Raw genomic sequence first — 24,463 nt, 5'->3', positions numbered from 1 at the left:
CCGGCGGTCACTGCTGCCAGGAGTACCGGCGCTCCGGCCTGCCGACCTCTCCGTAGCGCAGGCTTGCGCGCGCCTTCCCGTGCTCGCTCAGGTACTCGAGGTACCGGCGCGCGCTCACCCGGGACAGGCCGAGCCGCGCGGCGGCCTCGTTCGCGGACAGGTCGCCCTCGCAGCTGCGCAACACGTCCTCGACCAGCCGCAGGGTCTCCGCACTCAGGCCCTTGGGCAGGCTCGTCCGCGCGCTGGTGATGCCGAACACCTGGTCCACGTCCGCCTGGCCCGCCTCGTCGCGCTCGTCGAGCTGCCGGTAGGTGCGCCGATAGTGCTCGAGGCGTTCGCGCAGCGTCTCGTAGGAGAACGGCTTCATCAGGTAGTGCACGACGCCGCTGCGGAGCGCGCGTTTGACGGAGTCCGCCTCCCGCTCGGAGGTGATCACGAGCACGTCGAGGTCCGGAGCCGCCTGTCGCAGCGGCCCGATCAGGTCGAGGCCGGAGGTGCCGGGCAGGTGCACGTCGAGCAGGGCGAGATCCGGCTGCAGGTCCCGGGCCAACGCGAGGCCCTCGTCCGCCGAGTGCGCGACGCCGCACACCTCGAATCCCTCTGTGCGTGTGACGAATCCGCTGTGCACCTTCGCGACCATGAAGTCGTCGTCGATCACCAGCACCCTGATCATGTCCGCCCGGCCTCCTTGCGCAGCTCCGCGGTGAACGTAGCGCCCTCCGGTCCGGACTGCACCGTCACGTCTCCGCCGCGGCGCCGGCAGGTCCACCGGACCAGTGCGAGCCCGAAGCCGCGACCGGGACCACCGCTTGGCGTCTTGCTGCTCCAGCCCTGTTCGAAGACCCGGTCGCCCGCCTCGCCGACCCCGGGCCCGCGATCGGTGACCCGAACATCCACGCGGTCAAGGGTTTCCGTGATGAGTACGGTGACGACGCGGCGCTGGTGGTCCGCCTCCCCGCCCACTGCCTCCACGGCGTTGTCGACCAGGTTCCCGACCACGGTGGTGAGGTCGCGGGACAGCTCGTCGTCGACCCGGCCCAGGTCGGATGCCGCGTCCACCCTTACCGCGACCGATATCTGCTCGGCCACAGCGGACTTCGCTATCAGCAGGGCGGCGAGACCGGGGTCGGCGACCCGATCGGTCACCTCGTCCTGTCGGCGGGTCTGCGCGACGGTGAGCCCCTCGACGAACCGCACCACCTCGTCGTACTCGCCCAGCTGCACCAGTCCCGAGATGGTGTGCAGCTGGTTGTTGAACTCGTGGATGTGCAGGCGCAACGCGTCGGAACTCGTCTTGCTGGCGCCCAGTTCCTCCTCCAGCGCGGAGAGTTCGGTGCGATCGCGGAGGGTGGTGACCGAGCCGATCGGGGTGCCCCTGGACAGGATCGGCATCCGGTTGAGCGCGAGGATCCGGTCGCCGACGAGCACCAGTTGATCTGCGCCGGGCTGGGATTCGCCCAGCACCTGGCGCAGCCGGGGCTCGATCGGCAGGTCGTCGAGGTGGCGCCCGACCGCGTCGTCGGGCAGGCCGAGCAGCCGCCGGGCGCTGTCGCTGACCACGGTGACGCGATCCTCGAGATCGACCGCCAGCACGCCCTCCTTGAGCCCGTGCAGCATGGCATCGCGGTGCTCGGCGAGTTCGACGATCTCGCGCGGCTCCATGCCCAGCGTCTGTCGCTTGACCCGCCGGGACAGCAGGAGCGAGCCGACCGCGCCCACCAACGTTGCGACACCAAGGTAGACAAGAAGATTCGGCACGGCCTGCTGGAGGCGCTGCCACATCGAGGGGTAGTCCTGCCCGACCACGGCGACCCCGACGAGCTCGCCGTCGGGCCCGATCACGGGGACGTGCGCCTCGAGGGTGCGGCCGTCGGCCGTGTCCAGCAGGCCGGTCCATGCTCGGCCCCCGAGCGCCGTCGAGCCGCCCAGCTCCAGGGGCTGCCCGACGAGGTCCGGGTCCGTCGAGGTGACCACCGTGCCGTTCGCGTCGGCGAGCTTGACGTGCGACGAGCCCGAGACCGAACGCACCGACTCGGCGACCACCGGCAGCGCGGATCGCAGCCGCGGCTGCGCCTGGGGGAGCAGTTCGTGGACGGTCGGGTTGGCGGCCAACGTCTCGGCCGCGGACAGCGCGTGCCTGCTCTCCTCGCGCTGGAACGACTGCGCCGACTGCGCGAGCGAGACTGCGACGACGCCGGTGAGGACGCCGAGGATGATGAGCAGCTGGAGCACGAGCAGCTGCCGAGCCAGGCTCGCCTTTCCCCTGCGTGTCATCGCCGGAATGGCCCTCCTTCTCCTCGCTGGGCCGACACTACTGCTCGCCGGCACCAACTCGACCGATCCCGCTGCCGGCGGACCGTGACCACAATGACCACAAATGAATCTGCGTACTCAATGGTGACGCCGATCACACTCTCGTTCCAGAATCAGGTCATACGCCAGCACGAGGCGTCGACCGAAGGGAAGGAGGGGTGATGAAGGCATCACGATGGGCCGCCCGGCTCGCGGGTGCGGTGCTCGCCGCATGCCTGGTCGGCTGCGCGGCCGTCACCCCCGAATCCGGAGGTCCGAGCGTGCGCATCGCGGTGCCGTCATTGGCGGGCGGTGGATACGACCTCACTGCGCGCAGCGCCGCCGCCGTCCTGCGCGACGCGGGGATCGCCGACGTAGAGGTCTTCAACATCCCGGGATCGGGCGGGATCGTCGGGCTCTCGCGCGTCGCCCGTGAGTCCGGCAACCCGGACCTGCTGCTCATGATGGGCCTCGGACTGGTCGGCACGTTGCACACGCTGCCGTCGGAGTACTCGCTCGCCGACATCACCCCGATCGCGCGGCTGGTCGAGGAGCCGGAGGCGGTGCTGGTGCCCGCGGCGTCGCCGTACAGGTCGGTGCGCGAGCTGCTGCACCACTGGTCCGACGACCCGGCCGCTGTCTCGATCGGCGGTGGCTCGGCCGAGGGCGGGCCCGACGGGATGCTCGCGCTCGAGCTCGCCGACGCCGCCGGCGTCGGCCGGGCGAACCTGGACTACCGGCGGTACGACGGCGGCGGGGAACTGCTTCCGGCGCTGCTCACCGGCGAAGTCGTCGCTGCGACAACGGGAATCAGCGAGTACCTGGATCAGATCCGCTCGGGTGCGGTGCGGGTTCTCGCGGTTGCCACCGGTGCTCGATCACCGGCCGTCGATGCCCCGACCCTGCGTGAGCAGGGCGTCGACGTCGAACTGACCAACTGGCGGGGAATCGTGGCTCCGCCCGGTCTCTCCGCGTCGGACACCGAGGACGTCATCGGGCTGGTGGACGCGCTGCGATCCGATCCGCGCTGGCGGGACGTGCTCGCGCGCAACGGGTGGTCGGATGCCTATCTCACCGGCGACGCCTTCGCCGACTTCCTCGTCGAGCAGGAGGCCCGCGTCGCGCGGGCGCTCGGCGGACCCGCCAGCTGACATCTGCACAACGCTCGCCGGCGCACACCGGCCGACCACCCACGCTCGCGGCCGAGACTCGGCCCACCCGAAATGAGGAGAACACAATGCTGGTCGCACTCGGCTTCCTGATGGTGGGCCTGTTCATGTATCTGATCCTGTCGAAACGGGCCACGCCCGTCGTCGGCCTGATCCTCGTCCCCGTCGCGTTCGGTGTCGCCGCGGGCGCCGGCCTGGGCATCGGCGACATGATCACCGACGGGATCAAGAGCCTCGCGCCCACCGCGGCCCTGCTCTTCTTCGCGATCATCTTCTTCGGGATCATGATCGACGTCGGGCTCTTCGATCCACTGGTCTCGTTCATCCTGCGCCTGGTCCGCAACGACCCGGCCCGCCTGGTGGTCGGCACCGCGGTGCTCGCGCTGGTGGTCTCCCTCGACGGAGACGGGTCGACGACGTTCATCATCGTCACCTCGGCGCTGCTCCCGCTGTATCTGAAGCTGGGGGTCAGCCCCGTGGTGCTCACCGTGGTGGCGGGCCTGGCCAACGCGACGATGAACATCCTGCCGTGGGGTGGTCCGACCGTGCGCGCCGCGACGGCCCTCGGAGTCTCGCCCTCGGACGTCTTCGTTCCGATGATCCCGTCCCTGGTCGCCGGGCTGATCATTGTGCTGCTGTTCGCACTGCACCTGGGTGTCATGGAGCGTCGCCGGATCGGCGCGCTGGTCTTCGAGTCGGAGCGGGTGCTGGTCGGCGCGAGCAGCGGCGGCAGCGGCTCCGGCGCCGCGAGCACCGGTGCGGGGGGAGGTGGAGCCGACGCGGGCGACGACGAGGTGACCGGTCGCTTCATCGACGGGCTCGACCCGAACCGCCCGACCCTGCGACCGAAGCTGTTGTGGTTCAACGCCGCCCTGACGATCACCCTGCTGACCGTGCTGGTGATCGACATCCTGCCGATCCCCGTGCTCTTCATGATCGCCGCGTCGATCGCGCTGGCCGTGAACTTCCCGCAGGTCAAGGAGCAGGGTGAGGCGATCGCCCGGCATTCGTCGAGCATCGTGTCCGTGGTCGCGATGGTGTTCGCGGCGGCCGTGCTGACGGGCGTGTTCCAGGGCACCGGGATGGTCGAGTCGATGGCGAGCTGGCTGATGGGGATCATCCCGCCCTCGCTCGGCCCATACCTCGCCGTCATCACCGGCGTGCTGAGCATCCCGTTCACGTTCTTCATGACCAACGACGCCTTCTATTTCGGCATCCTGCCGGTGCTGTCGGAAACGGCCGCCACGTACGGGATCGAGCCGGTGGAGATGGCGCGCGCCTCCATCACCGGCCAGGCCGTCCACATGCAGAGTCCGCTGGTCCCGGCGATCCTGCTCCTGGTCACGCTGGCCGGCGTCGGGCTCGCCGACCATCACAAGAAGGTGCTGTGGCGTGCGACGGTCGTCTCGCTGACGATGCTCGTCGTCGGCGTCCTGCTCGGGCAGATCCCGTTCGGCTGATCCGCGACATCGGGCCTGTTCCGCTCGGTCCCGGAGTGCTTAACTGGGAAGAGCGCTTGCCCGCGTCGTCTCGAAGGGGTGGCGGCCATGCGGAAGAAGACACGGCTGGGTTCCCGGGTATTTCTCGGCGTCGCGGCGATGATGTTGTTCGAGTTCGGCGGCGCGGCCGTCGCGGCCGCAGACACGACCGCCGTCGTGAACGTCTCGACGTACCAGTTCACGGTCAGCATTGACGGCCAACCGGTGCGGACCATGCCGGCCTCGATGGGTAAGCCCGGTTACGAGACCCCGCTGGGGACCTTCCGGGTGCTGGAGAAGTTCCGCGACATGGTGATGGACTCGTCGACCTACGGCGTGCCCATCGACGCGCCCGAGGGGTATCGGCTGTATGTCGAGTACGCGGTCCGCATCACGTGGGGCGGCATCTTCGTGCACGCTGCGCCGTGGTCGGTCGACTCGCAGGGGTTCGCGAACGTCAGCCACGGGTGCATCAACCTGGGCACCGAGAACGCGCGGTGGTTCTACGAGAACGTCCAGATCGGCGATCTGGTCACCGTGGTCGATTGAAACGACCAGCCCACCGCGCCCCTGCCGGGTGTGCAGATCTCCGCGCGCACCCGCCGAGTGTGCACCTATCGCGTCGCGCACTCGGCGGATGCTCCGGCAGGTGCGCACTCGGGGTTGGGGGGGTTACGCCTCCGCGCGGACGACGACACCGTCGTCGTCGCTGTAGACCATCTCGCCGGGATTGAAGGTGACGCCGCCGAACTCGACCGGCACGTTCTTCTCGCCGGAGCCGGTCTGGGTGCTCTTGCGCGGGTTGGTGCCGAGGGCCTTGATGCCGATCTCCAGCGTGCGCAGGATCGCCGAGTCGCGGACCGCGCCGTTGACGATCACGCCGGCCCAGCCGTTGGCGACGCCCTTGCCGCCGATGATGTCGCCGACCAGCGCGGTGTGCACGCTCGCGTCTCCGTCGACCACGAGCACGCCGCCGTTGCCGGGCTCGCCCAGGGTCTGCTTCACCAGCAGGTTGTCCTGGAAGCACTTGATGGTGGTGATGCGGCCGGAAAACACTGCGCGGCCACCGAACTGGATGAACTGAGTGTCACAGCTGCGGATGTCGGGGCCGATCTCGTCGGCCAGATCTGCGGTCGCTACCTGCTCAGTCATCTGTTCTTCCCTTCGTGTTGTTGAACGCATCCACCCTAAAGCGTGTCTCACGATTCGTTCCTGTGAGGCACCGCCCTTCTCGGGCGTCGTCGGCTCAGGTCCCTGGTGTGGGGTGAGCGTCGGTTCCCGCGTCTTCCAGGCTGGTTTCACCCACACGAGGGTGTGGGCCAGGGCCGTCCTGTCGGCGGGCGTTGATGACCGGGCCTCCTGCTTGGGGGTCCCGGGCCCGGGCAAACCCCTCACGGCGATCGTGATCGTGACCGTGGTGTTGGTTCTCGGCCCAGGCGGCGAGGTTGATCGCGGCATTGTGATCACGATCGAGTCGGTGTCCCCTCGGGCAGACGAACACCCGATCCGACAGCGTCAGGCCGGTGCTGACGGTGCCGCAGGTCGAGCAGGTTTTGCTCGAGGGGAACCACCTGTCGACGACGGCGATATCACCATGTCGCCAGGCCTGTTTGTAGCGCAGCATGCGGGCGAACTCCGCCCAGGCGGCGTCGGAGATCGCGCGGGCGAGCCGATGATTGGCCAGCATCCCAGTCACATGCAGGTCCTCGAGCGCGATCCGGTCGTGGGTCTTGACCAGTGCGTTCGACACCTCATGCAGAAAATGCCAGCGAATGTCGCGAACCTTGCGGTGGTGCCGCCCCAGTCGGGCGACGGCAGCTTTGCTGTTGTGTGATCCTTTCTCCTTTCGGGAGACGGCTTTGGCGAGGCGCCGCTGACGGCGCATCCCCGCGGCGAGGGCTTTCGGTGGATCTTTGATGCGGGCTACCTCACGGCCGTCGGCGGTGGCGGCAACAGCGAACGCTGACAGTCCGCGGTCGATCCCGACCCAGCCACCCCGGTCCTGTTCGGCACGGGTCGGGTGGTGGTGTGCTGGGTGCAGTTCGGTGGCCTCGACGTTCAGGCTGACCCACCACCGTCCGCCCCGGAAGCCGACGGTGGCGAACAGGATCTTCCCCCGCCCCTTGCTTAGCAGCCGGCGCAGCCGGCGGGTGTCGTCGTGCACCCGAACCGCCCCGATACTGGGCAGGGTGACCGACCGCAGCCGGGTGTCACCGACCCGGATCGCAGACCTGCCGCTTATCCGCTGCTTGTTGCGCAGCCGGAACGACGGCGGTCCACCATTCTTCTTCTTGAACCGCGGGAACCCGACCTTCCGGCCCCTCCGTGCCCCGGTCCGGGAGGCCGACCACGCGGCGAGGGCGCGGCCGCAGTCCACGGCAGCCTCCTCGAACACCTGCTGACATACCTCGGTGCGCCACGTCAGGCCGGTCACCCGGATCTCCGCGACCCCGTCGGCATCGACGACGAACACCCGGCCGGCGTCCGCGGTCTTCTTCCAGGCGTTGAACGCGTTGATCAGGTCGAACCCCGACCACGGCACCACCACATTGGGATCGGTGCGACGACAGGACAGCGCCGTCGTGACCGCGCGCAGGGATTGGTTGAACGCGAACCGCGCCGCCCCGGCATGCCGGGCCAGCACCGCCTGCTGCTCGACCGTCGGGTCGAGGCAGTATCGGAACGTCGTGTGCCGCACCACACCCCGCAGTGTGCAGGCGACCACCGACACGATGACGACTCCAGGCGTGGACACAAACGCCAGCAGGCCGGAGACTTACCAGACTGGGCACGGACGGTGCCACGAGGGCACGCTAGGTGAGCCGGACCCGACGACTCACCGTTTGGAGACGTGCCGATGTGGAATCGGTTTGTCAAGAGGGCAGAGGGGGCGGCGTCCTTGACCGGCATCCTCGACGCCGCTTCCTGTTGATCAAACGACCCGCGGTGGTGACGCGCGTGTCGGTATCGAACACGTTGGCAGTCCGATAAGCGGGGTTTAGCTATCGCAGCACGGAATGGGGCGGCTGGAGCGGATTCGCGGGCCTAGATATCGAGCGTGATCCCGATGCGGATTGAGGATTATGTAGCCAGCCCATGCCGTCTAGTTCGCCGCGGGCCCGCCGCGACCGTGGCGCTGCTCATAGTCGTCGCGGGTGCTGTCCGCCCGACGCTGCGCCTTCTCGTTGAGCAGTTCCGGGTCGAGGCCGTGGGCGAGCAGTCGGTGCCTGCGGTAGATGTTCATCAGCGCGATCGCGAAATACAGGACCGGGAACAGCAGCAGAGCCATCATCGCCAGCGGAATCCACCGCTCGCCGGGGATGAGCAGATAGAACGCCAGGAACAGCGGGATGAGCGGCACTGTGAAACGCAGCACGTAGCGCACCGAGGCGCCGGGGCCCACCAGGTCGTTGCGTACCCAGTCCTGCATGGAGTCGGGCAGGGTCCGGCCGAACAGGTAGCCGAGGTACTGCGTGAAGGAGGGTTTGCGCTGGTCCGGCATGGTCATAGGGTAGGGCACCGTGACCGGCCCGAACGCCCGCTCGTCGCCGCACCGGCCCGCTCCGGAGGTGCGGACCACGGTGTTTCGAGTCACGATGGCGAGAGCGGAACTTGCAGACCGACCGGTACGTGTCCTAAATTCCTGATTTGCTCCCATCCGGGAGTTCCGGCGGCCGGTAGTACCGACGCCGGCGGCAACACCGCAGCACGACCGGCTCCGCGTCGGAGCCGGCAAACGTATTCCGGGGGGAATATGCACTTCGGGGGAATCGTCCCGCGCCTTGCGCCGGATCAGGTCATCTACAGCGTCCCGCGCCTTGTGGCGCCCACTCGTCGCGCCCTCGGCCGACGGGGCCCGTCTCCTCTTCGCTGACCCAAGAACCAAGTCATCCAACCTCGGCCACGCCGACGACCGCGCCGCGCGCGGTTCACGGCGGCCTCGGATTGTGTCGGCTCCACCGCGACCTCACGTGGTGGTGCCACCACCACGAAACATCGAAGGAGACCCATGAAGCACCACAGTGGCGCCCGTCATCGCGCTCGCACCGAGCGCGCGACGGCGGTGGGTGTGATACCGCTGGCGATCGCGATCACCTGTGCGGGACCGGCTTTCGCCCAGCCGGGCGTGATGGTGCCGGAGGCCGAGCAGCCGGGCGTGGTCGCGGAATCCGCGCCGGAGCCCGTGCAGGAGGCCGAGCCCGTCGTCGACGAGCCGAAGACCTACTGGATCGCCCCGCCGGCCGAGTACGCGGAGGTGCCCACCCGGCCGGTGCCCACCTACGAGTACACCGAGTACACCGAGCCCGTCGCGCCGGTTCAGATCCAGGAGCTGCACCTGCCCGTCGCGGTCGAGGTGGTGGCCCCCATCGAGGCGCCGAAGGAGCGGCTGCGGATCGGTGACTTCGTCTCCGATCAGCCGAACTGGCTCTCCGACGAGTACCTCAACCGGACGAACAACACCTCCTCGGTGATCGAGGCCCAGGTCAACACCTTCTGGAAGTCGATCGGTGTGGACGCCGAGCGCAGTGACCGGATCGCCGCGGCCACCGTCGGCGGCGCCGCTTCCGGTGCAGTAACGGGTGCCCTCGCCCTCGGTGTCCCTGCTGCGACTGTCGGCGGCCTCGTCGGCGGCACCATCGGTGGCATCCAGGGTGCGGGCGTTGGTTTGATGCTCCCGAACCCGATTCCAGGCCTCGCCTCCATTCCGACCGGCGTCGCCGGCACCGCCGCGGGAGCCGCAATCGGTGCCGCCGCAGCGGGAATCCCCGCAGCAGCGGCGGGCGCCGTCATCGGTGGCGTGGCCGGTGGTCTGACCGGCACCGCGTTCGGCGCGGGCGACAGCCTCGGCACCCCGACCGAGTTCGTTCTGCCGAGTGTCACCGAGCCCGATGCCGCGGCGCTGAAGCTGCGGGCCGGCGAGGAGTACGCCCGGCTCGCCATCGAGCAGCCCGCCGCGGCCACGGCAGTCGTCGACGCGGTCGTCGCGGCCCCGCAACTCGCGGAGCAGGTCACCGGCCAGGCGGTCGCGGCCCGCGAGGCCACCCTCGCCCAGCCGGGTGGCGAGCAGGTCATCGCCGGGCTCGACGCCGCCGCGGTGGAGCTGAACCACGCATTCGGTCCGGTCGCCGGCATGGTCGGTGAGGCGCTGGCCGCCGGCCGGGACGGCCTGGCCGTCTAGGGTCGGCCGGCAGCCAGCGCATCCGCAACAGGAGGTCCGACACCGTGGGCACACGACAGCCGCCGACGGGCGGTGGGTTCGGCGATTCGCCGTCCGACCAGCGTCGCCCGCCCCCGTGGGTCCCGATCGCGGGGCCGAAGGCGGTCACCTCCGACACCGATGCCGCCGGTTCCTGGTTCGACAAGCCGCAGGACGGTGCGCCGCCGGTCGTGGACACCGGATGGGTGCCGCCGCAGTCCCCGCCGGGATGGCTGCGGCGACACCGGTTCGACCTGGTGTTGGCCGCCGTCGTGGCGGTGCTCGTCGCAGGCGGCGCCGCGACCGCGCTGCTGCTGGCCGATCGGGGGTCGTCGGAGGCCGCTGCCTCGCCGGCGACCCCGACCGGCGCGGCCGCCGAGTCCGAGGATCCGGCGTGGTGCGCCGGATTCGCCGACGGTGAGGTGATCTCGTCCGATTCGTCGGACCGCGGCGCCGCCGCGATCGCCGGCTTCGAGGATGCCTACTACGTGGCCCGCGACGGCGCCCGTGCCCGCACCTTCGTCGCGCCCAATGCGCTCGTCGCCAGCGCGGAGCAGATCGGGCAGGGGATCGCCCAGATCCCCGTCGGCACAACGCATTGCGTTCTGGTGAATCGGACCGGCGAGGGCAGGTACGCGGTCGACGTGTTCGACCGCAGGCCCGACAACAGTGCCAATCACTACCGGCACACCTTCACCACCGCGGAGGACCCGGGGTCGCCGACCGGTGCCGCCATCACCTCCATCACACTTCGAGAGGGGAAGTGACCCGACATGAGTCGCGGTTACACGGATTCGACCCGCACCTGGGCGGTCACGACCTATCGGCAGACCCGCGACCAGTATCGGTCCCGGTTGGAATGCTGCGCCGCCATCGCCGATGACGTGGGCGCGCACGTGAACACCGTGGTGCGTTGGGTCAACGACGAGTTGGGCCGGCCGCGGGTCGTGTCGGAGGAAGACCTTCCTCAGCGGGTTCGGGATCTCGAGAGCGAGATCCGTCGGCTCAGGCAGGCAAATCGGGAACTGAGCGAACGGATTTCGCTCGGAACCTGACCCGGATGGCTCACGGCAGCGATCGGCGCCGCTGACGGGCATTGGCCATCCCGACCGCGGCCCGGAGCACCTGTGGAGCTCGGCGCGCCGTTCTCAGGACGGCACGGTCGATCATGCTGAGGTCCAGGTGTTTTCGCGTCACGGGGCAGGACGCTACGTCCGTTGTGGTGTCCGGGGCGGTGAGCGCGTACAGCCACCATCGGCCGGGGACGCCCTTGAGTTCGTGCGGTCCACGGTCGACGAAGGAGAGCCCAGACCCGACCACCAGGTCCCGCACGGCCCGCGAAACCAGCACCTCGCCCGGTCCGGCCGCGGCACCGATCCGGGCGCCGATGTGCACGGTCATCCCGGTCAGTTCGGCGCCGATCCCCTCGACCTCGCCGGTGTGCACGCCCGCGCGCACCGCGAGACCCAGCTCCGCGGCCTGGTGGCTGATGATGCGCGCGCACTGGACCGCTGCGGCCGGGCCGTCGAACACGCTGAGAGTGCCGTCGCCGGCGACGTTCACGAGGCGGCCGCCGGCGAGTTCGACTTCGTTGCGGACCTGGCGTTCGTGGGTCGCGCGCAGGTCGCGGTACGGGTGGTCGCCGATCCGGGCGAGCATCTCGGTTGACCCCACGACGTCGGTGAACAGCACCGAGGCGAGGTACCGGTCGGCGTCGACGGGCCGGCCGGAGCCGGTGGCGACCCGTTCGATGTGGTCCATGATCGGTACCCAGGCCTCGCCGAGTGACGAGCCGGGCGCGGCGGGGGCGAGCATGTGCAGCGTGCCGTGCGGGATCGTGTCCGCGACGTACCGCGAGACCCCCTCGGGCATCGAGCTCGCCGCCGGATGGAGCACGCGCGTGGTGCACTGGACGGAGGGCAGGGCGTCGGAGCAGTCGATCCGCAGCAGCCACTCGAGGTGCGCGCGGGCGGTCGAGGGGGACGCCGAGCTGCGCTCGAGCAGCGCCAGCAGGCGCCGGTTGAAGGGCGAGTCCTGGCTGGGATCCCACATGGACATGAGCCGGCCCGACCCCCAGTTCTCGTAGACGGCCCGCCACCCCGCGACATAGCGCGCCAGGGTGTCGGGATCCCAGCCGTGCGGAATGTCCGGGCCCTCGCGGAGCATGCCCTCGATGAACGGTTGTTGCAGCACCAGGCCGGTCACCCGCTCTGGCGCGCGGGCGGCCAGCAGCACCAGGGCGCCGCAGGTGCTGCCGATGCCGACCAAGGTCGCACGGCGCATGCCGATCGCGTCCATCACCGCGAGGACGTCGTCGGCCTGCTGCTCGAGGGTGGGGACCTGATCGACGGGGTCGGACAGGCCGAACCCGCGGCGCTGGAAACACGCGCCGCGGCTGAAGGTGGCACCGCGCTCGAACAGGTTGTTGATGTGCGGGTCGGTCCACATCAGGTCCGGGTGCAGGCCGATCTCGAGGTACAGGACCACATCGACGCCGCCCTCGCCCACGACCTGGTAGGCCAGCGCGTGACCGTCGCGCTCGACGTACCTGGTCCCCGGTGGGTCCATGAGTCCAGGTTAGTCGTCAGTCCTACCGCTGCGGGTGCCGAGCGTCGTCCGGGCCGTGCAGGTGGGCGCGTTCCCCGTCGCGGTCGAAGATGGTGAGAATCTCCACCGGACCCTCGTGCGCCCCGATGGCGTGCGGGACCATCGTCGAGAACTCGGCCGCCTCGCCTGCCTGGACCAGCAGTGTCCGCTCGCCCAGGTGCAGTCGGGCGGTGCCGGACAGGACGGTGAACCAGTCGCGACCGGGGTGCACCCCCAACTGATCGGCTCCGGTCGGTCGCTCCGGGGTGATGCGCATCTTCGCCACGGTCACACCCGGCAGGGCGCGGTCGCGGGAGAGGAGCCAGGTCGTCACCCCCGGCGTGTGTTCGGGCTGCGGACGGATCACCACGTCCTCGTCGTCGGCCGACTCGACCAGTTGGTCGAGGGTGGTGCCGAGGGCCCGGGCGATGGGGACCAGCTGATCGAGGGCGATCCTGCGGTGCCCGGTCTCGATGCGGCTCAGGGTCGACGGGCTCAGAAAGCAGCGTGCCGCGAGGGCGTCCAGCGACCAGCCCCGGGCCAGGCGGAGGCCGCGGATGCGCTGCCGGATCATGGCGTCCATGGTGACTTCTTGCGTCATAGGCAAGATGGTATGCCTACAGAGCATGACGCACCTAGGGTGGAGCCATGACGCAGCACTCCCACCAGCACGGACACCCCCACGGCCATCACGGCCACCACGACGAGGCGGGCCTCGCGGACATGCTCGACCTGGATGCGGAGGTCCACGGAGCTTGCCTGGGTGAGGTGACGGACTGGGTGGGGCGGCTCGCCCCCGCCGCCCCGCGTGCGGTCGCCGACATCGGTGCCGGGACCGGTACCGGCACCCTGGCGCTCGCCCGCCGGTTCCCCGAGGCCGAGGTGATCGCGATCGACGCATCGGAGGTGATGCTCGAGCGCCTCCAGGCGTCGGCCCGCGCGGGCGGTCTGGTCGACCGGCTGCGCGTCGTGCAGGCCGATCTCGACGCAGGGTGGCCGGCTGTCGGCGCGGTCGACGTCGCCTGGGCCGCGTTGTCGTTGCATCACGTTGCCGACCCGGACCGGGTGCTCCGCGACATCTACGACGCACTGAACCCGGGCGGCCTGCTGGCGGTCGTCGAGATGGACGCGTTGCCGCGCTTCCTGCCCGATGACGTGGGTGTGGGCCGACCCGGACTGGAATCGCGATGCCACGAGGCAATCGCCCGGGCGAACTGGAATGCGCACCCGGACTGGCGGCCACACCTGGCCGCGGCCGGGTTCGACCTCGTCGAGCAGCGCACCTTCGCCTTCGACGTCAGTCCCGCGCAGGCGAGCATGGCGCGGTACGCGCACACGTTCCTCACGCGCGTCCGAGCCTCCCTCGGCGACAGTCTGGCCGCCGACGATCTCGGCGCACTCGACCAGCTCCTGGCGGGTGACCACCCCGGCTCGCTCGAGCGGCGCAGCGACCTGAGGCTCCGGGGCAGCCGGACCGGGTGGGCGGCGCGTCGCCCCTGAGGGCCGAGGCGCGCACTGCCCCTGTGACGCCGGACACGGACCAGGTAGGTTGTGTGTAACCGCAAGAACTACTCACCAGTAGGGGTACGAAATGCCTGCTCCGTCCGCCGCGACCTTCGCGCGGCTCGCCGACCTCATCGCCATCCCGGACGCGGCGAGCCGACCGACCCGCCCCGTCGTCGAGGCCTTCACCGGCCGCGAACTGACGACCGTCCCGGTCGGTACCGCCGAGGACGCGGTCGCCGCGATCGAGCGCGCCCGGGCGGCCCAGCGGGAGTGGGCCGCGCGGTCGGCCGACGACCGCGCCCGCGTCTTCCACCGCTACCGCGAGCTGGTGCTCGAGAACCGCGACGCGCTGATGGACATGGCGCAGGCGGAGACCGGCAAGTCCAGGGCCGCGGCCCTGGAGGAGGTCCTCGACATCGCCATGACCGCCCGGTACTACGCCCGCCTCGCCCCGAAGGCGCTCAAGCCCAAGCGGGTCCAGGGCATGCTGCCCGGCCTCACCAAGACCGTCGTGCACCACCACCCGAAGGGCGTCGTCGGCGTCATCTCGCCGTGGAACTACCCGATGACCCTCGCGGTGTCCGACGCCATCGCCGCCCTGATGGCAGGCAACGCGGTGGTGATCAAGCCGGACAGCCAGACCCCGTACTGCGCGCTCGCCTGCGTCGACCTGATGTACCAGGCCGGGCTGCCGCGCGAGGTGTTCGCGGTGGTCCCCGGTCCCGGTTCCGTGGTCGGCACCGCGATCGTCGAGAACACCGAGTACCTGATGTTCACGGGCTCCACCGCCACCGGCCAGTTGCTCGCCGAGCAGGCCGGCCGTCGGTTGATCGGCTTCTCCGCCGAGCTCGGCGGCAAGAACCCGATGATCGTCACCAAGGGTGCCAACCTGCGCGAGGTGGCCGATGCCGCGGTCCGCGCCTGCTACTCGAACTCCGGCCAGCTGTGCATCTCCATCGAGCGGATCTACGTGGAGCAGCCGGTCGCCGACGAGTTCACCAAGCTCTTCGGCGAGCGCGTCCGGAACATGACCCTGGGCCCCGGCTACGAGTTCGGCATCGAGATGGGCAGCCTCGTCTCCGAGGCGCAGGTCAAGACCGTCTCAGGCCACGTCGACGACGCCGTCGTCAAGGGCGCCACCGTGGTCGCCGGCGGCAAGGCGCGCCCCGACCTGGGCCCCCTGTTCTACGAGCCGACCGTGCTCACCGGCGTCACCGACGAGATGGAGTGCGCCCGCAACGAGACCTTCGGCCCCCTCGTGTCGATCTATCCGGTCGCCGACGTGAACGAGGCGATCCGGCTGGCCAACGACACCGAGTACGGCCTCAACGCCAGTGTCTGGGCGGGCACCAAGGCCGAGGGTGAGGCCATCGCCGCCCGGGTCCGCGCGGGCACCGTCAACGTCGACGAGGGTTACGCGCCCGCCTGGGGCAGCACCGCGGCGCCGATGGGTGGCATGGGTGTGTCCGGCGTCGGCCGCAGGCACGGTCCCGAGGGCCTGCTCAAGTACACCGAGTCGCAGACCATCGCGACCACGCGCGTGCTGAATCTCGGTGGGCCCCGCGGACTTCCGCCGAAGGTGTGGGCAAAGGTGCTGGCGCCGTTCATCAAGGTGCTGCAGTACGTCCCCGGACGCTGAGCGGATGGATCGCGCGAGCGTCCTCATCGAGGCCACGCCGTCGGCGGTGTGGGGTTTGGTCACCGACATCGCCGGCATGGGCCGGTTCAGCCCGGAGAACACCGGCGGCCGGTGGACCGGCGGTGAGCCGGTGACCGTCGGTGCGACCTTCACGGGTAGCAACCGGCACGGTGTGGTGCGCTGGACCACGCACTGCACGGTGGTCGATGTGGTTCCGGGCGAACGGTTCTCGTTCGAGGCGGACGAGCCGAAGGCGCGCTGGAGCTACCTCATCGAGCCGAACGGCACCGGCACCCGGCTCACCGAGACCAGGGAGCTCTACGGGACGCCCGCGCTGTGGGTGCGGTTCGTGCAGCGCTCGAAAGTGCTCGGTCGTGACCGGGACGCGCTGATGCAGGCGGGGATGCAGACCACGCTGGAGCGGATGAAGGCGTTCCTGGAGGGTTAGCCGACCGCGGTCCCGCCGCGGCAATCCATCGAAAGTAGGAAACTCGGCGCGCCCTCGGCATTTCGCGGCGACATGGAGCGGCGGCGGTGATGGAATCGCGGTGGCGCCGTTCGGCGCCCGTTGTTCACGTGGAAGGGGCACCCGATGACCGCCGAGTCGACCGACGTGGAGCCGAGGGCCGACCGTCGCGCCTGGATCGGGCTCGGGGTGCTCGCCGCGGGACTGTCCATGATCGTGGTGGACGGCACCATCGTCGGCGTCGCGCTGCCGGTGATCATCACCGACCTCGATCTCGACCTGACCGACGCCCAGTGGGTCAACAGCGTCTACTCGGTGGTGTTCGCAGCGCTGCTGCTCACCGCGGGGCGGCTCGGCGACCGGCTCGGCCGCCGCCGCATGTTCATTCTCGGCGTGCTGGTGTTCCTGTTGGGCAGCGCGTTCGCCGCGCTCGCCACCAGCGCGACCTCGCTCATCATCGCCCGCGTCATCCAGGGTGTGGGTGGCGCCTTCGTGCTCCCGACGACCCTCTCCAGCGTGAACGCGACCTTCCGCGGCAAGGACCGGATCGTGGCGTTCGCCGTGTGGGGAGCGGTGATCTCGGGCATGGCGGCGGTCGGCCCGTTGCTCGGCGGCTGGCTCACCACCTACTTCACCTGGCCGTGGATCTTCCTGGTGAACATCCCGATCGGCCTCGCGGTGATCGCCGGCGCCCTGTACGCGGTCCGCGAGACCAAGGCCACCATCACCGAGCCCGGCCTCGACGTGGACGGGCTGCTGCTCAGCGCGATCGGCTTCGGCGGTGTCATCTTCGCGCTGATCGAGGGGCAGAGCCTCGGCTGGTGGACACCGATCGCCCCGTTCAGCGTGTTCGGGATCGAATGGCCCGCGGACGCACCGGTGTCGGTGGTCCCGGTCGTCGGCGCGATCGGCCTCGCCGCCCTCGTCTTGTTCGTGGTCTGGGAGCGGCACCGGGCCCGCGGCAGCCACCGCTCCGCGATCCTCGACCTGAGCCTGTTCTCGGTCCCGACGTTCAGCTGGGGCAACCTGACCGCGCTGACCGTGGCGATCGGCGAGTTCGGCCTGCTGCTGGTGCTCCCGCTGTTCCTCGTGAACGCGCTCGGCCTGACCACGATGGGCGCGGGCCTGGTGCTGGCCGCGATGGCGCTGGGCGCCTTCGGCTCCGGCGCCGCGGCCCGGCACGTCGCCGGCGCGATCGGCGCGCCGAAGACGGTGATCCTCGGCCTCGCGCTCGAGGCGGTGGGCGTGGCCGTGGTGGCGCTGTTCATCTCGGCCACGGTGTCGCCGTGGCTGCTCGCCGTGCTGCTGGCGGTGTACGGCGCCGGCCTGGGTCTCGCGTCGGCGCAGCTGACCGGGACCGTGCTCGCCGACATCCCGGCGGAGAAGTCGGGCCAGGGCTCGGCGACGCAGAGCACCGTGCGCCAGCTCGGTGCCGCGCTCGGTTCCGCGGTGCTGGGCGCGGTGCTCTCGATCTCGTTGGCGCAGAACCTCGCCGACAGCCTCGAGCCGGTCACGGCGGTGCCGCCGCCGGTGCAGGAACAGCTGGTCACGGCGACCAGGGACTCGGCGGGCGGCACCATCTCGGGGATCCGCGAGCAGGGCGACGAGGGCAAGCTCGGCCCGTCCGGGCCCGAGGTGACCGCGGCGCTGTCGGAGGGATTCGGCGACGCGACCCGCACCGCCCTGTTCGTCGCCTCGGGCTTCCTCGCGTTGGGACTGGTCAGCGCGACGGCGTTGAACGCGCGCACCCGCCGGGAGTAGGGGCAGGGGTACCGGCAGCCCGGCTCACGCGGCCGGGTACACGGCGACTTTGATGTTCTGATCCGAGTCCTGCCCGCGCCCTGGCCCGCGGATGATCAGGGCGACCGCGATGCCGGCGCCGACGCCGATCACGGTGTCGATGCCGCGGTCGGCGAGCAGCGCCCACGGTTCGCCGGGGGCGGCGAGATCCGTCATCACCATGATCAGCGGGGTGAAGAACCCCAGAGCGAGCGCGTAGTGGCGCGCCATGAACAGTTCGGTGGGAAACAGCAGGGCCATCACGCAGATGCCCAGCAGCGTCTCGGACGGACGGGGGAGCAGCAGCACCGCGGTGACGGCGAGGCCGGCGAACGTGCCCACGATGCGGTGGAGACCCCGGTGGACGCGGCTGACCGGATCGGCCGCGGCCAACGGCACCGCGGCCGCGGCCATCGCCCAGTTGGCGTGGTCGATCCCCAGGAACAGGCCGCCGATGCCGGCGATCGTGATGGCCGACGCGTAGCGGGCGGCATGGACGAGCGTGTCCGACGGTCGAGGTCGCGTCGCGGCCCTCGCCGGGGAGACGGCATCGGGGTCGCGCAGACGCCCTCGGTAGGAGCCGGCGAAGCTGATCAGCAGGCACAGCAGCGCCGTTGCCGCGCAGATCGACACCGCGGCCCAGGGCGCGACCCGGCCGGCCGGGACCGCGGCGACGGCGCCGAGCGCGAAGATGCCGAAGAAGGGCCCCTCGGGTTTGAGCGCGAGATGATCGGTCACCACCGATCCGACGGTGGCGAACACGACCGTCGCGACCACCAGGACCCATGGTCCGGCGTGCACGCCGGACAGCGCGACGCCCGTGGCCACGCCGGCGACGAGGATCGCCGCCGCCTGCGCCTGATGCTCGATTCGGCGCCGGTGCGCTTCCGCGCGACCGTACATGCCGGTGACGGCGCCGAAGACGGCGTAGATGATCAGGTCGGGGTGTCCGCTGACCACCAGCGCGAGGCCGGGGACGGCCAGCCCGACCGCGACCCGCAGCGCGTGCCGGTGGTCGTTCACTGCGGGTCCGACGACGGCGAGGCGCCGCACGTGTGCCCGGACACCGTGCATGGCGGCTCTCCGATCGTCGGTGATGGGCAGGGGGTGTGGACGGCGAGGCGCCGCGGCATCGGAGCCCGCCCACCGGCCGAAGCCAAGACTCGGCCAAAATCCATGCACAGCAGCAAGATTGATGTCACCACGAGGATGGACGACCCTCCGGCTTCCGTCGTCCGCGATTGATCCGGCCCACGAAGAGGCTGCCCGACCGGGCGCCCACCGGTCAAAGCGGAAATGCCGACGACGTGATCGGCCGCGCCTATCACCGGCACCACGGGCGGGATCGGGCGTGGTCGAATGGGTCATGTTGTTCCGCCAGCTCGAGTACTTCGTCGCACTCGCCCGGGAACGCCACTTCGCCCGCGCCGCCGCCGCCTGCCACGTGTCCCAACCGGCGCTGTCCGAGGCCATCCGCAAGCTCGAACACGAGCTGAAGGTCCCGCTGGTCCGCCGCGGGCAGAAGTTCGAGGGTCTGACACCCGAAGGCGAGCGGCTCGTGCTGTGGGCGCGGCGCATCCTCGCCGATCACGATGCGCTCAAGCAGGAGGTCGCGGCACTGCAGGCCGGGCTCACCGGCGAGCTCCGGCTCGGGGTGATCCCGGCCGCGGCGAGCACCGTTGCCCTGCTCACGGATCCGTTCTGTGCCGAGCACCCGTTGGTGCGCGTGCAGCTCGAGACGAGCTTGCGTTCGGCCGACATCGCCGAACGCATCCGCCGTTTCGAGCTGGACGCGGGGATCGTCTACCCGGACCGGCAGGACACGGCCGACCTCGAGGTGATCCCGCTGTACGAGGAGCAGCAGGTCCTCGTGGCCGGCAGCGAGCTGCTCACCGGCCAGACGGACGCCATCAGCTGGCCGGACGCACTCCAGCTCCCGATGTGCCTGCTGAACGCCGGAATGCGGGGCCGCCGGCTCGTCGACGACGCGTTGGCCACGCGGGGCCTCTCGGTCTCACCGCGTTTGGAGACGGACTCCGTCGTGGCTCTGTTCGCGCACGTCGGCACCGGACGGTGGGCGACCATTGTTCCGCACACCTGGATCCGCACCCTGCGCCCACCCGCCGGTGCGCGGGTGCTGCGCCTGGACAATCCGTCCGTCACCGCCCGGATCGCGCTCGTCACCAGCGCGATCGAGCCCGGCTCGGTGCTGGCCCGGGCCTTGGTGACGACGGCGCGCCGCGCGGGCATCGACAACGCGTTCGGGATTCCGTCGATCCGGGCGGGCGGTTGACGGTCACGCCGCGGCGCGCTCAGCGCTCCCCGCGTTCCCGGTCGTAGGCGGCGACCACGCGCTTCGGCGCGGTCAGGCGCCAGGCCTCCTCGACCAGCTCGGCCAGGATCTGCGGATCCACCCGGTCGAGGACGACGTCGATCCAGCCCCAGCGCCCGAAGAACGGCGCCACCAGGAAGGTGTCGGGGTCCTCCTGGATCAGCGCGGCCTGATCGTCGCGGGTGGCCTTGAGGCAGGCCGTCGGGGCGCCGTACCCGACGAGGCCGAACATCTTCTTGCGCACCCGGAAGGTCGGCTGGTTGCCCCAGTTGTCGACGACGATCTCCTCCGCCTCGGGGAGGGCCAGCATCAGCGTGCGTACATCCTGCTCGGAGGGCATGGGGCAGTTATAGCCCCGCCGGCCGACACCCGCCGGTTCAGGCGGTGGTGGCCAGCGCGGCGGCCAGCCCGAACGCGACGGCCATCGCGAGCACCTCGAGCACGGCGCGACGCAGCGAGTCGTCGGCCTGCACCCGGTGCGCGCCCGCCGCGGACACCCAGGTCCGGCGCCACCACCAGCCGAGCGCCCCGAGCGCGAGCAGCGCAGCGGCCTTGGCCAGCACGATCCGCCCGTAGCCCGTGCCGATCAGCGCGCCCAGGTCGCCGAGCTTGACCGCGGCGTCGATCAGCCCGGTCACCGCCAGCACGGCGACGCAGCGCGTGGCGAGGTCGGAGTAGCGGGGCAGCAGGGTGGCCCACGCGCCCCGGGCCCGCAGCAGCAACGCCATGGCGACGAGCGGTCCGAGCCACAGCGCGGCGGACAGTGCGTGCGCGGCGCCCAGCAACGCACCGAAGGCCTGCGCCGACATGTGACCGGTGACGGGACGCGCCGCGAGCGCGACGGCGGCGAGTACCGCGACGGAGGTGATCGGCCAGTCCGCGCGCCGCCGGAACGCCAGCGCGGCGATCACCGCGATCGCGGCCGTGCACGCCACGGTGGCGCCGCCGATCTGGCCCGCGCTCACGTCGCCGAGAAAACGGCCGAACGCGGTCGAGGACAGCGTGCCCGCCCCGGTCTCCGTGGTCGCCGCGGCCGCGGCGACCACCAGGGCGAGCTCGGCCAGGGTCCAGGCCCCGGCCAGCGCCGCGATCGGCCGCCACAACTCGGCCCGGGCGACCACCGGCCGTGGGTCGGATCGCTGCAGCCACTCGAGCGCGGTGAGTCCGAGGACCGTCGAACCCAGGAGGATGGCGAGCACCCGGATCAGGCTCGACGGGTCGGGCCCGTCAGGGGTCGCCAGCGGCCAGGCCGTGCCGACCCCGGCGAGGCCGGCGGGCGCGGCGAACAGCAGCCATCGCGGCGAGACCCGCCACCGCCGCCGCACGCCCGCCGAGGCCACCGAGGTCAGCTCTTGCCGCTGGGACGGCGCAGCGCGAACGCCAGGCCGCCGCCGAACACCAGCACGCCCGCGACGATGAACGGCCACATCGGCAGCCCGTCCGAGTCGCCGTCCTCGGCGGCGGAGTTGCCGCCCGGCTTCGGGCCGGGAGTCCCCGAGCCCTCCTCGGTGAGGGTGAAGGTGCGGGTCCCGCTGACGGGATGGCCGTCCGCGGACGTGACCCGGTACGCGATCGTGTAGACCCCGGTGGGCCCGAGCTCACCGAGCGGGACGCTGACCGTGGTGCCCTGCACGGTGGGAGCGCCCTTCGACCACAGGTTGCCGTCCGGGCCGACCACGGTGAGCGTGGCGAAGCTGGACTGCATCGGCTCGTTGAACGTGATGACGGCCTGGTCCGGGCCCGCCGCGACGGACGAACCGTCCGCCGGGGTGGAACCGGTCGCCGTCGCGTGTGCCCCGGCGACGCCCGCGCCGAGCAGCGCCGCCACCGCCGCGACCATCGTCACGACGAGGACGCGAACCCGGGCGCTCACGAGCGCCGACCGCGGACGGTCGCAGCGACGCCGAGCGCGGCGCCGAGGGCGCCGAGCACCAGGCCGATCCCGCCGAGCCACCGGGCGGTGGTGTCGACGTTGTCGTTGTCGGTGGTCGTGTCGGAGGCGGTCGCGGCGCCGTGGCTGCCGTCCTCGGACTCGGACGCGGGGGCCAGCGCCAGGGCGGGCGCCGGCTTCTCGGGCTCGCTGCCGTCGGCGCCGAGCTGCTGGTCCCAGTTCACGACCTGACCGTCGCTGTAGGTCTGGGCCGCGACGAAGGACACCTCGTCCTGCTCGGGCAGCGGCCCGGCGGACAGCGCGAACTGCTGGAACTGGCCGGGGCCGACGCTCACGCCGGGATCGGCGGTCCAGGTGACGGAGGTGGCCTCGCCGGAGGCGGGGTCCTTGGTGACCTGCGAGGTCCAGCCGGGCATCGGCTCGGTGCGCGCCGACTTCAGGTTCGGCAGCGTCACCGTCAGCTTCGTGGTCCCCGCGGTCTCGGATTCGGTGGGCACCTTGAAGGTCAGGACGGTGTAGCCGCCCTGCTCGGCGCCGGGGGCGCTGACGGAGACGTGTGCGGACGCGATGCCGGTGCCGAGCAGCAGGACGCCGCCCGCGGCGCCGACCGTGATGAGGGCACGCGAAATGTGGTTGGGCATGTGGGTTTTCGTTTCTCTCGAGGGGTGGGGGCGGGCCCGGGTCGCCGGGGCCGGCTCAGGCGAACGCCGCCGCGGGCGGTCCTCGTCTCGAGATGCTGAAGTCGCGCAGCGCGGCCGTCGGGGTCCCGGTGGCCGGCGCGGTCCGGTGTGAGAAGTCGGTGCGCGGCAGGGGATTCCACTGACGCAGCACGGCCCGAACGACGCGGGTGAGCGGTCCGTACAGTGCCTCCGCGGACAGGATCAGTGCCGCGCACATCATGGTCGCGGCCGCATGTGCGCCGAGCATGGTCAGCCCGCGGGGCGAGAGCTCCGGGCCGTGCGCCTGGTGCGCGGTCAGCGCCGCGGACAGCGCGAGGTGTCCGATGAGCTGCCCGGCCGCCAGTGCGCCGAGCAGCGCGATGCGGCCGCCGCGCAGGCTGCCGGTGAGTGCGCCGACCGCGGCGCAGCACAGCACCAGCAGCGTCAGCGCCGAGGAGGTCGGGTATCCACCGCCCGCGACCCCGTGGCCCGCCACGGTGAGCGCCGCGGTGAGCGCCCCGACCGCCGCGCCGCGCATGCGGGCGGTGTGGTCGGGGCGGGGGGTCGGCATCGGGGAACGGTTGCGCCTGGCGTCAGCGGACGCCGAGGCGGGCGAGCAGGTCGGCCTCGACTCCGTCGAGCTCGGCCGAGATCGCGTGATGGGCGGACCTGCGGCGCGCGGCAGGCATCTGCTCGGAGGCGCGCACGGCCGTGCTGAGCTCGGCCAAGCGGCCGAGGACGGCGGCGGTGAACCGGGTGGTCTCGGCGTCGGGGAACTGGGCGGTGATGGCGTTGGCCGATCGTTCGGCGCCGGCGATCCGGGCGCTGAGCTGGGCGCCGTGCCCGGTGTAGGTGCCGAGCTCCTCGGCGGCGATGCCCATCTTGTTGGCGCGCTGCTGGTCGAGCTGCGCGCGCAGCATCGTCGCGCCACGGTAGACGAGCGGGGCGAGCACCGGGGTCAGCAGCCGGGCGATGCCGAGGTACTTGCGGACCTGGCCGACGCTCATCCGGCCGCGGGTGGCGGCCTTCTCCTGGGCCTTCAGCGTCGCGAGCTGTGCCTTCTCGACCTTCTTCGCGGACTTTGCCTCGGCGCGCATCTTCTTGCGGTCGTTGCGGGCGCCGAGCTTCGCCTCCACCTTCGCCTTGTGCTTGAGGGCCTTGGCCTCGGCACGCCGGGTCGCGCGTGTCTTACGTTTCCTGAACAAACCCATGCGTAAGGCCCCTCATTCTTGGCGCTCGAGCTTCGGCACACCCGTCTCCGACAGCCTATCCGCGACCGGACGGGGGGTGGGCGGCGAGTCCGGCGCGGACCGGCCCTGGTCGCCCCGCCGGCTCCGCTCGGGCCCGGGCGGGTCGCTCCGCAGGCTCCGCGCACGGTGGCGCGGTGCGGGTTGTCGGCACGACGGACCATAATCTCCACATCGTGAACCATTCGCAGGACCCGCGGGATCCGCAGCAGCCAGCCGAGC

General features: G+C 71.0%; 24 protein-coding genes and 1 pseudogene. 11 read left to right on the top strand and 14 right to left on the bottom strand.

Going from position 1 to position 24,463, the window contains the following annotated elements:
- Positions 1-7: 7 nt before the first annotated feature.
- Together ACFQS9_RS10445 and ACFQS9_RS10440 are read right to left on the bottom strand one after the other, a co-directional pair.
- Positions 8-673, bottom strand: coding sequence for a response regulator (locus ACFQS9_RS10445; RefSeq protein ID WP_378404242.1), 666 nt, complete (start codon positions 671-673; stop codon positions 8-10).
- Positions 670-2,274: a sensor histidine kinase gene (locus ACFQS9_RS10440; RefSeq protein WP_378404240.1), complete on the bottom strand. Its 1,605-nt coding sequence runs from the start codon at positions 2,272-2,274 to the stop codon at positions 670-672. The genes ACFQS9_RS10445 and ACFQS9_RS10440 overlap by 4 nt, the downstream gene beginning before the upstream one ends.
- 200 nt (positions 2,275-2,474) lie before the next feature.
- Here ACFQS9_RS10440 and ACFQS9_RS10435 point away from each other — a divergent pair, with 200 nt between their 5' ends.
- The 3 genes and pseudogenes from ACFQS9_RS10435 to ACFQS9_RS10425 form a co-directional block, all read left to right on the top strand.
- Complete coding sequence (locus ACFQS9_RS10435) at positions 2,475-3,443, top strand: Bug family tripartite tricarboxylate transporter substrate binding protein (RefSeq protein WP_378404239.1); 969 nt, start codon at positions 2,475-2,477, stop codon at positions 3,441-3,443.
- Between the two features lie 86 nt (positions 3,444-3,529).
- The gene (locus ACFQS9_RS10430; protein WP_378404237.1) at positions 3,530-4,921 is read left to right on the top strand and encodes a CitMHS family transporter; all 1,392 of its coding nucleotides are present in this window, start codon (positions 3,530-3,532) and stop codon (positions 4,919-4,921) included.
- A gap of 147 nt (positions 4,922-5,068) precedes the next feature.
- Positions 5,069-5,488, top strand: a pseudogene (locus tag ACFQS9_RS10425) (L,D-transpeptidase); the annotation flags it as partial.
- A gap of 123 nt (positions 5,489-5,611) precedes the next feature.
- On the opposite strand, the gene rraA reads toward ACFQS9_RS10425, so the two are convergent.
- From rraA to ACFQS9_RS10410, 3 genes are all read right to left on the bottom strand, one after another.
- Entirely contained in the window at positions 5,612-6,091 is a 480-nt protein-coding gene (gene rraA / locus ACFQS9_RS10420; protein ID WP_378404235.1) for a ribonuclease E activity regulator RraA, read from the bottom strand.
- A 94-nt stretch (positions 6,092-6,185) separates the two neighbouring features.
- Positions 6,186-7,640 (bottom strand): RNA-guided endonuclease TnpB family protein, encoded by a 1,455-nt coding sequence (locus ACFQS9_RS10415; RefSeq protein ID WP_378404233.1) that lies wholly within the window; start codon positions 7,638-7,640, stop codon positions 6,186-6,188.
- A 402-nt stretch (positions 7,641-8,042) separates the two neighbouring features.
- Positions 8,043-8,441: a DUF5313 family protein gene (locus ACFQS9_RS10410; RefSeq protein ID WP_378404605.1), complete on the bottom strand. Its 399-nt coding sequence runs from the start codon at positions 8,439-8,441 to the stop codon at positions 8,043-8,045.
- A 507-nt stretch (positions 8,442-8,948) separates the two neighbouring features.
- Between ACFQS9_RS10410 and ACFQS9_RS10405 the strand changes: the two genes are divergently transcribed.
- The 3 genes from ACFQS9_RS10405 to ACFQS9_RS10395 are packed head-to-tail and all read left to right on the top strand — an operon-like array spanning position 8,949 to position 11,191.
- Positions 8,949-10,118, top strand: coding sequence for an insoluble domain protein (locus tag ACFQS9_RS10405; RefSeq protein WP_378404231.1), 1,170 nt, complete (start codon positions 8,949-8,951; stop codon positions 10,116-10,118).
- Positions 10,119-10,162: 44 nt separating this feature from the next.
- Positions 10,163-10,903 carry a DUF8176 domain-containing protein gene (locus tag ACFQS9_RS10400; protein WP_378404229.1) on the top strand — a complete coding sequence of 247 codons (741 nt, stop codon included), beginning with the start codon at positions 10,163-10,165 and terminating at the stop codon, positions 10,901-10,903.
- A 6-nt stretch (positions 10,904-10,909) separates the two neighbouring features.
- On the top strand, positions 10,910-11,191 hold the full coding sequence (locus ACFQS9_RS10395) for a transposase (RefSeq protein ID WP_378404227.1): 282 nt from the start codon (positions 10,910-10,912) through the stop codon (positions 11,189-11,191).
- A gap of 10 nt (positions 11,192-11,201) precedes the next feature.
- On the opposite strand, the gene ACFQS9_RS10390 is transcribed toward ACFQS9_RS10395, so the two are convergent.
- Together ACFQS9_RS10390 and ACFQS9_RS10385 are read right to left on the bottom strand one after the other, a co-directional pair.
- Positions 11,202-12,704, bottom strand: coding sequence for an adenylate/guanylate cyclase domain-containing protein (locus ACFQS9_RS10390; RefSeq protein WP_378404225.1), 1,503 nt, complete (start codon positions 12,702-12,704; stop codon positions 11,202-11,204).
- Positions 12,705-12,726: 22 nt separating this feature from the next.
- Positions 12,727-13,323 (bottom strand): helix-turn-helix domain-containing protein, encoded by a 597-nt coding sequence (locus ACFQS9_RS10385; protein ID WP_378404223.1) that lies wholly within the window; start codon positions 13,321-13,323, stop codon positions 12,727-12,729.
- Between the two features lie 47 nt (positions 13,324-13,370).
- On the opposite strand from ACFQS9_RS10385, the gene ACFQS9_RS10380 reads away from it, so the two are divergent.
- From ACFQS9_RS10380 to ACFQS9_RS10365, 4 genes are all read left to right on the top strand, one after another.
- The gene (locus tag ACFQS9_RS10380; protein ID WP_378404221.1) at positions 13,371-14,222 is read left to right on the top strand and encodes a class I SAM-dependent methyltransferase; all 852 of its coding nucleotides are present in this window, start codon (positions 13,371-13,373) and stop codon (positions 14,220-14,222) included.
- 91 nt (positions 14,223-14,313) lie between these two features.
- Positions 14,314-15,867: a succinic semialdehyde dehydrogenase gene (locus tag ACFQS9_RS10375; protein WP_378404219.1), complete on the top strand. Its 1,554-nt coding sequence runs from the start codon at positions 14,314-14,316 to the stop codon at positions 15,865-15,867.
- Between the two features lie 4 nt (positions 15,868-15,871).
- Entirely contained in the window at positions 15,872-16,315 is a 444-nt protein-coding gene (locus tag ACFQS9_RS10370) for an SRPBCC family protein (protein WP_378404218.1), read from the top strand.
- A 144-nt stretch (positions 16,316-16,459) separates the two neighbouring features.
- Positions 16,460-18,094 (top strand): DHA2 family efflux MFS transporter permease subunit, encoded by a 1,635-nt coding sequence (locus tag ACFQS9_RS10365; RefSeq protein ID WP_378404216.1) that lies wholly within the window; start codon positions 16,460-16,462, stop codon positions 18,092-18,094.
- A gap of 24 nt (positions 18,095-18,118) precedes the next feature.
- On the opposite strand, the gene ACFQS9_RS10360 is transcribed toward ACFQS9_RS10365, so the two are convergent.
- Positions 18,119-19,186 carry an FUSC family protein gene (locus ACFQS9_RS10360; RefSeq protein WP_378404214.1) on the bottom strand — a complete coding sequence of 356 codons (1,068 nt, stop codon included), beginning with the start codon at positions 19,184-19,186 and terminating at the stop codon, positions 18,119-18,121.
- A 292-nt stretch (positions 19,187-19,478) separates the two neighbouring features.
- On the opposite strand from ACFQS9_RS10360, the gene ACFQS9_RS10355 reads away from it, so the two are divergent.
- Complete coding sequence (locus ACFQS9_RS10355) at positions 19,479-20,405, top strand: LysR family transcriptional regulator (RefSeq protein ID WP_378404602.1); 927 nt, start codon at positions 19,479-19,481, stop codon at positions 20,403-20,405.
- Between the two features lie 19 nt (positions 20,406-20,424).
- Here ACFQS9_RS10355 and ACFQS9_RS10350 read toward each other — a convergent pair whose 3' ends face one another.
- The 6 genes from ACFQS9_RS10350 to ACFQS9_RS10325 are packed head-to-tail and all read right to left on the bottom strand — an operon-like array spanning position 20,425 to position 24,205.
- The gene (locus ACFQS9_RS10350) at positions 20,425-20,784 is read right to left on the bottom strand and encodes an MmcQ/YjbR family DNA-binding protein (protein WP_378404212.1); all 360 of its coding nucleotides are present in this window, start codon (positions 20,782-20,784) and stop codon (positions 20,425-20,427) included.
- Between the two features lie 37 nt (positions 20,785-20,821).
- Complete coding sequence (locus ACFQS9_RS10345) at positions 20,822-21,784, bottom strand: CopD family protein (protein ID WP_378404210.1); 963 nt, start codon at positions 21,782-21,784, stop codon at positions 20,822-20,824.
- A 5-nt stretch (positions 21,785-21,789) separates the two neighbouring features.
- Positions 21,790-22,284 carry a copper resistance CopC family protein gene (locus ACFQS9_RS10340; protein ID WP_378404600.1) on the bottom strand — a complete coding sequence of 165 codons (495 nt, stop codon included), beginning with the start codon at positions 22,282-22,284 and terminating at the stop codon, positions 21,790-21,792.
- A gap of 29 nt (positions 22,285-22,313) precedes the next feature.
- Positions 22,314-22,976: a YcnI family copper-binding membrane protein gene (locus ACFQS9_RS10335; RefSeq protein ID WP_378404208.1), complete on the bottom strand. Its 663-nt coding sequence runs from the start codon at positions 22,974-22,976 to the stop codon at positions 22,314-22,316.
- Positions 22,977-23,031: 55 nt separating this feature from the next.
- Positions 23,032-23,565, bottom strand: coding sequence for a hypothetical protein (locus ACFQS9_RS10330; protein ID WP_378404206.1), 534 nt, complete (start codon positions 23,563-23,565; stop codon positions 23,032-23,034).
- A gap of 22 nt (positions 23,566-23,587) precedes the next feature.
- Positions 23,588-24,205, bottom strand: a complete 618-nt coding sequence (locus ACFQS9_RS10325) for a DUF6474 family protein (protein WP_378404204.1) — start codon at positions 24,203-24,205, stop codon at positions 23,588-23,590.
- Between the last annotated feature and the right edge of the window lie 258 nt (positions 24,206-24,463).

This window comes from Rhodococcus daqingensis, assembly GCF_042665615.1.
GTDB lineage: Bacteria > Actinomycetota > Actinomycetes > Mycobacteriales > Mycobacteriaceae > Rhodococcus_G > Rhodococcus_G daqingensis.
Note: the sequence above shows the minus strand (reverse complement) of the source record. Positions and strands in the feature narration are given on the sequence as shown.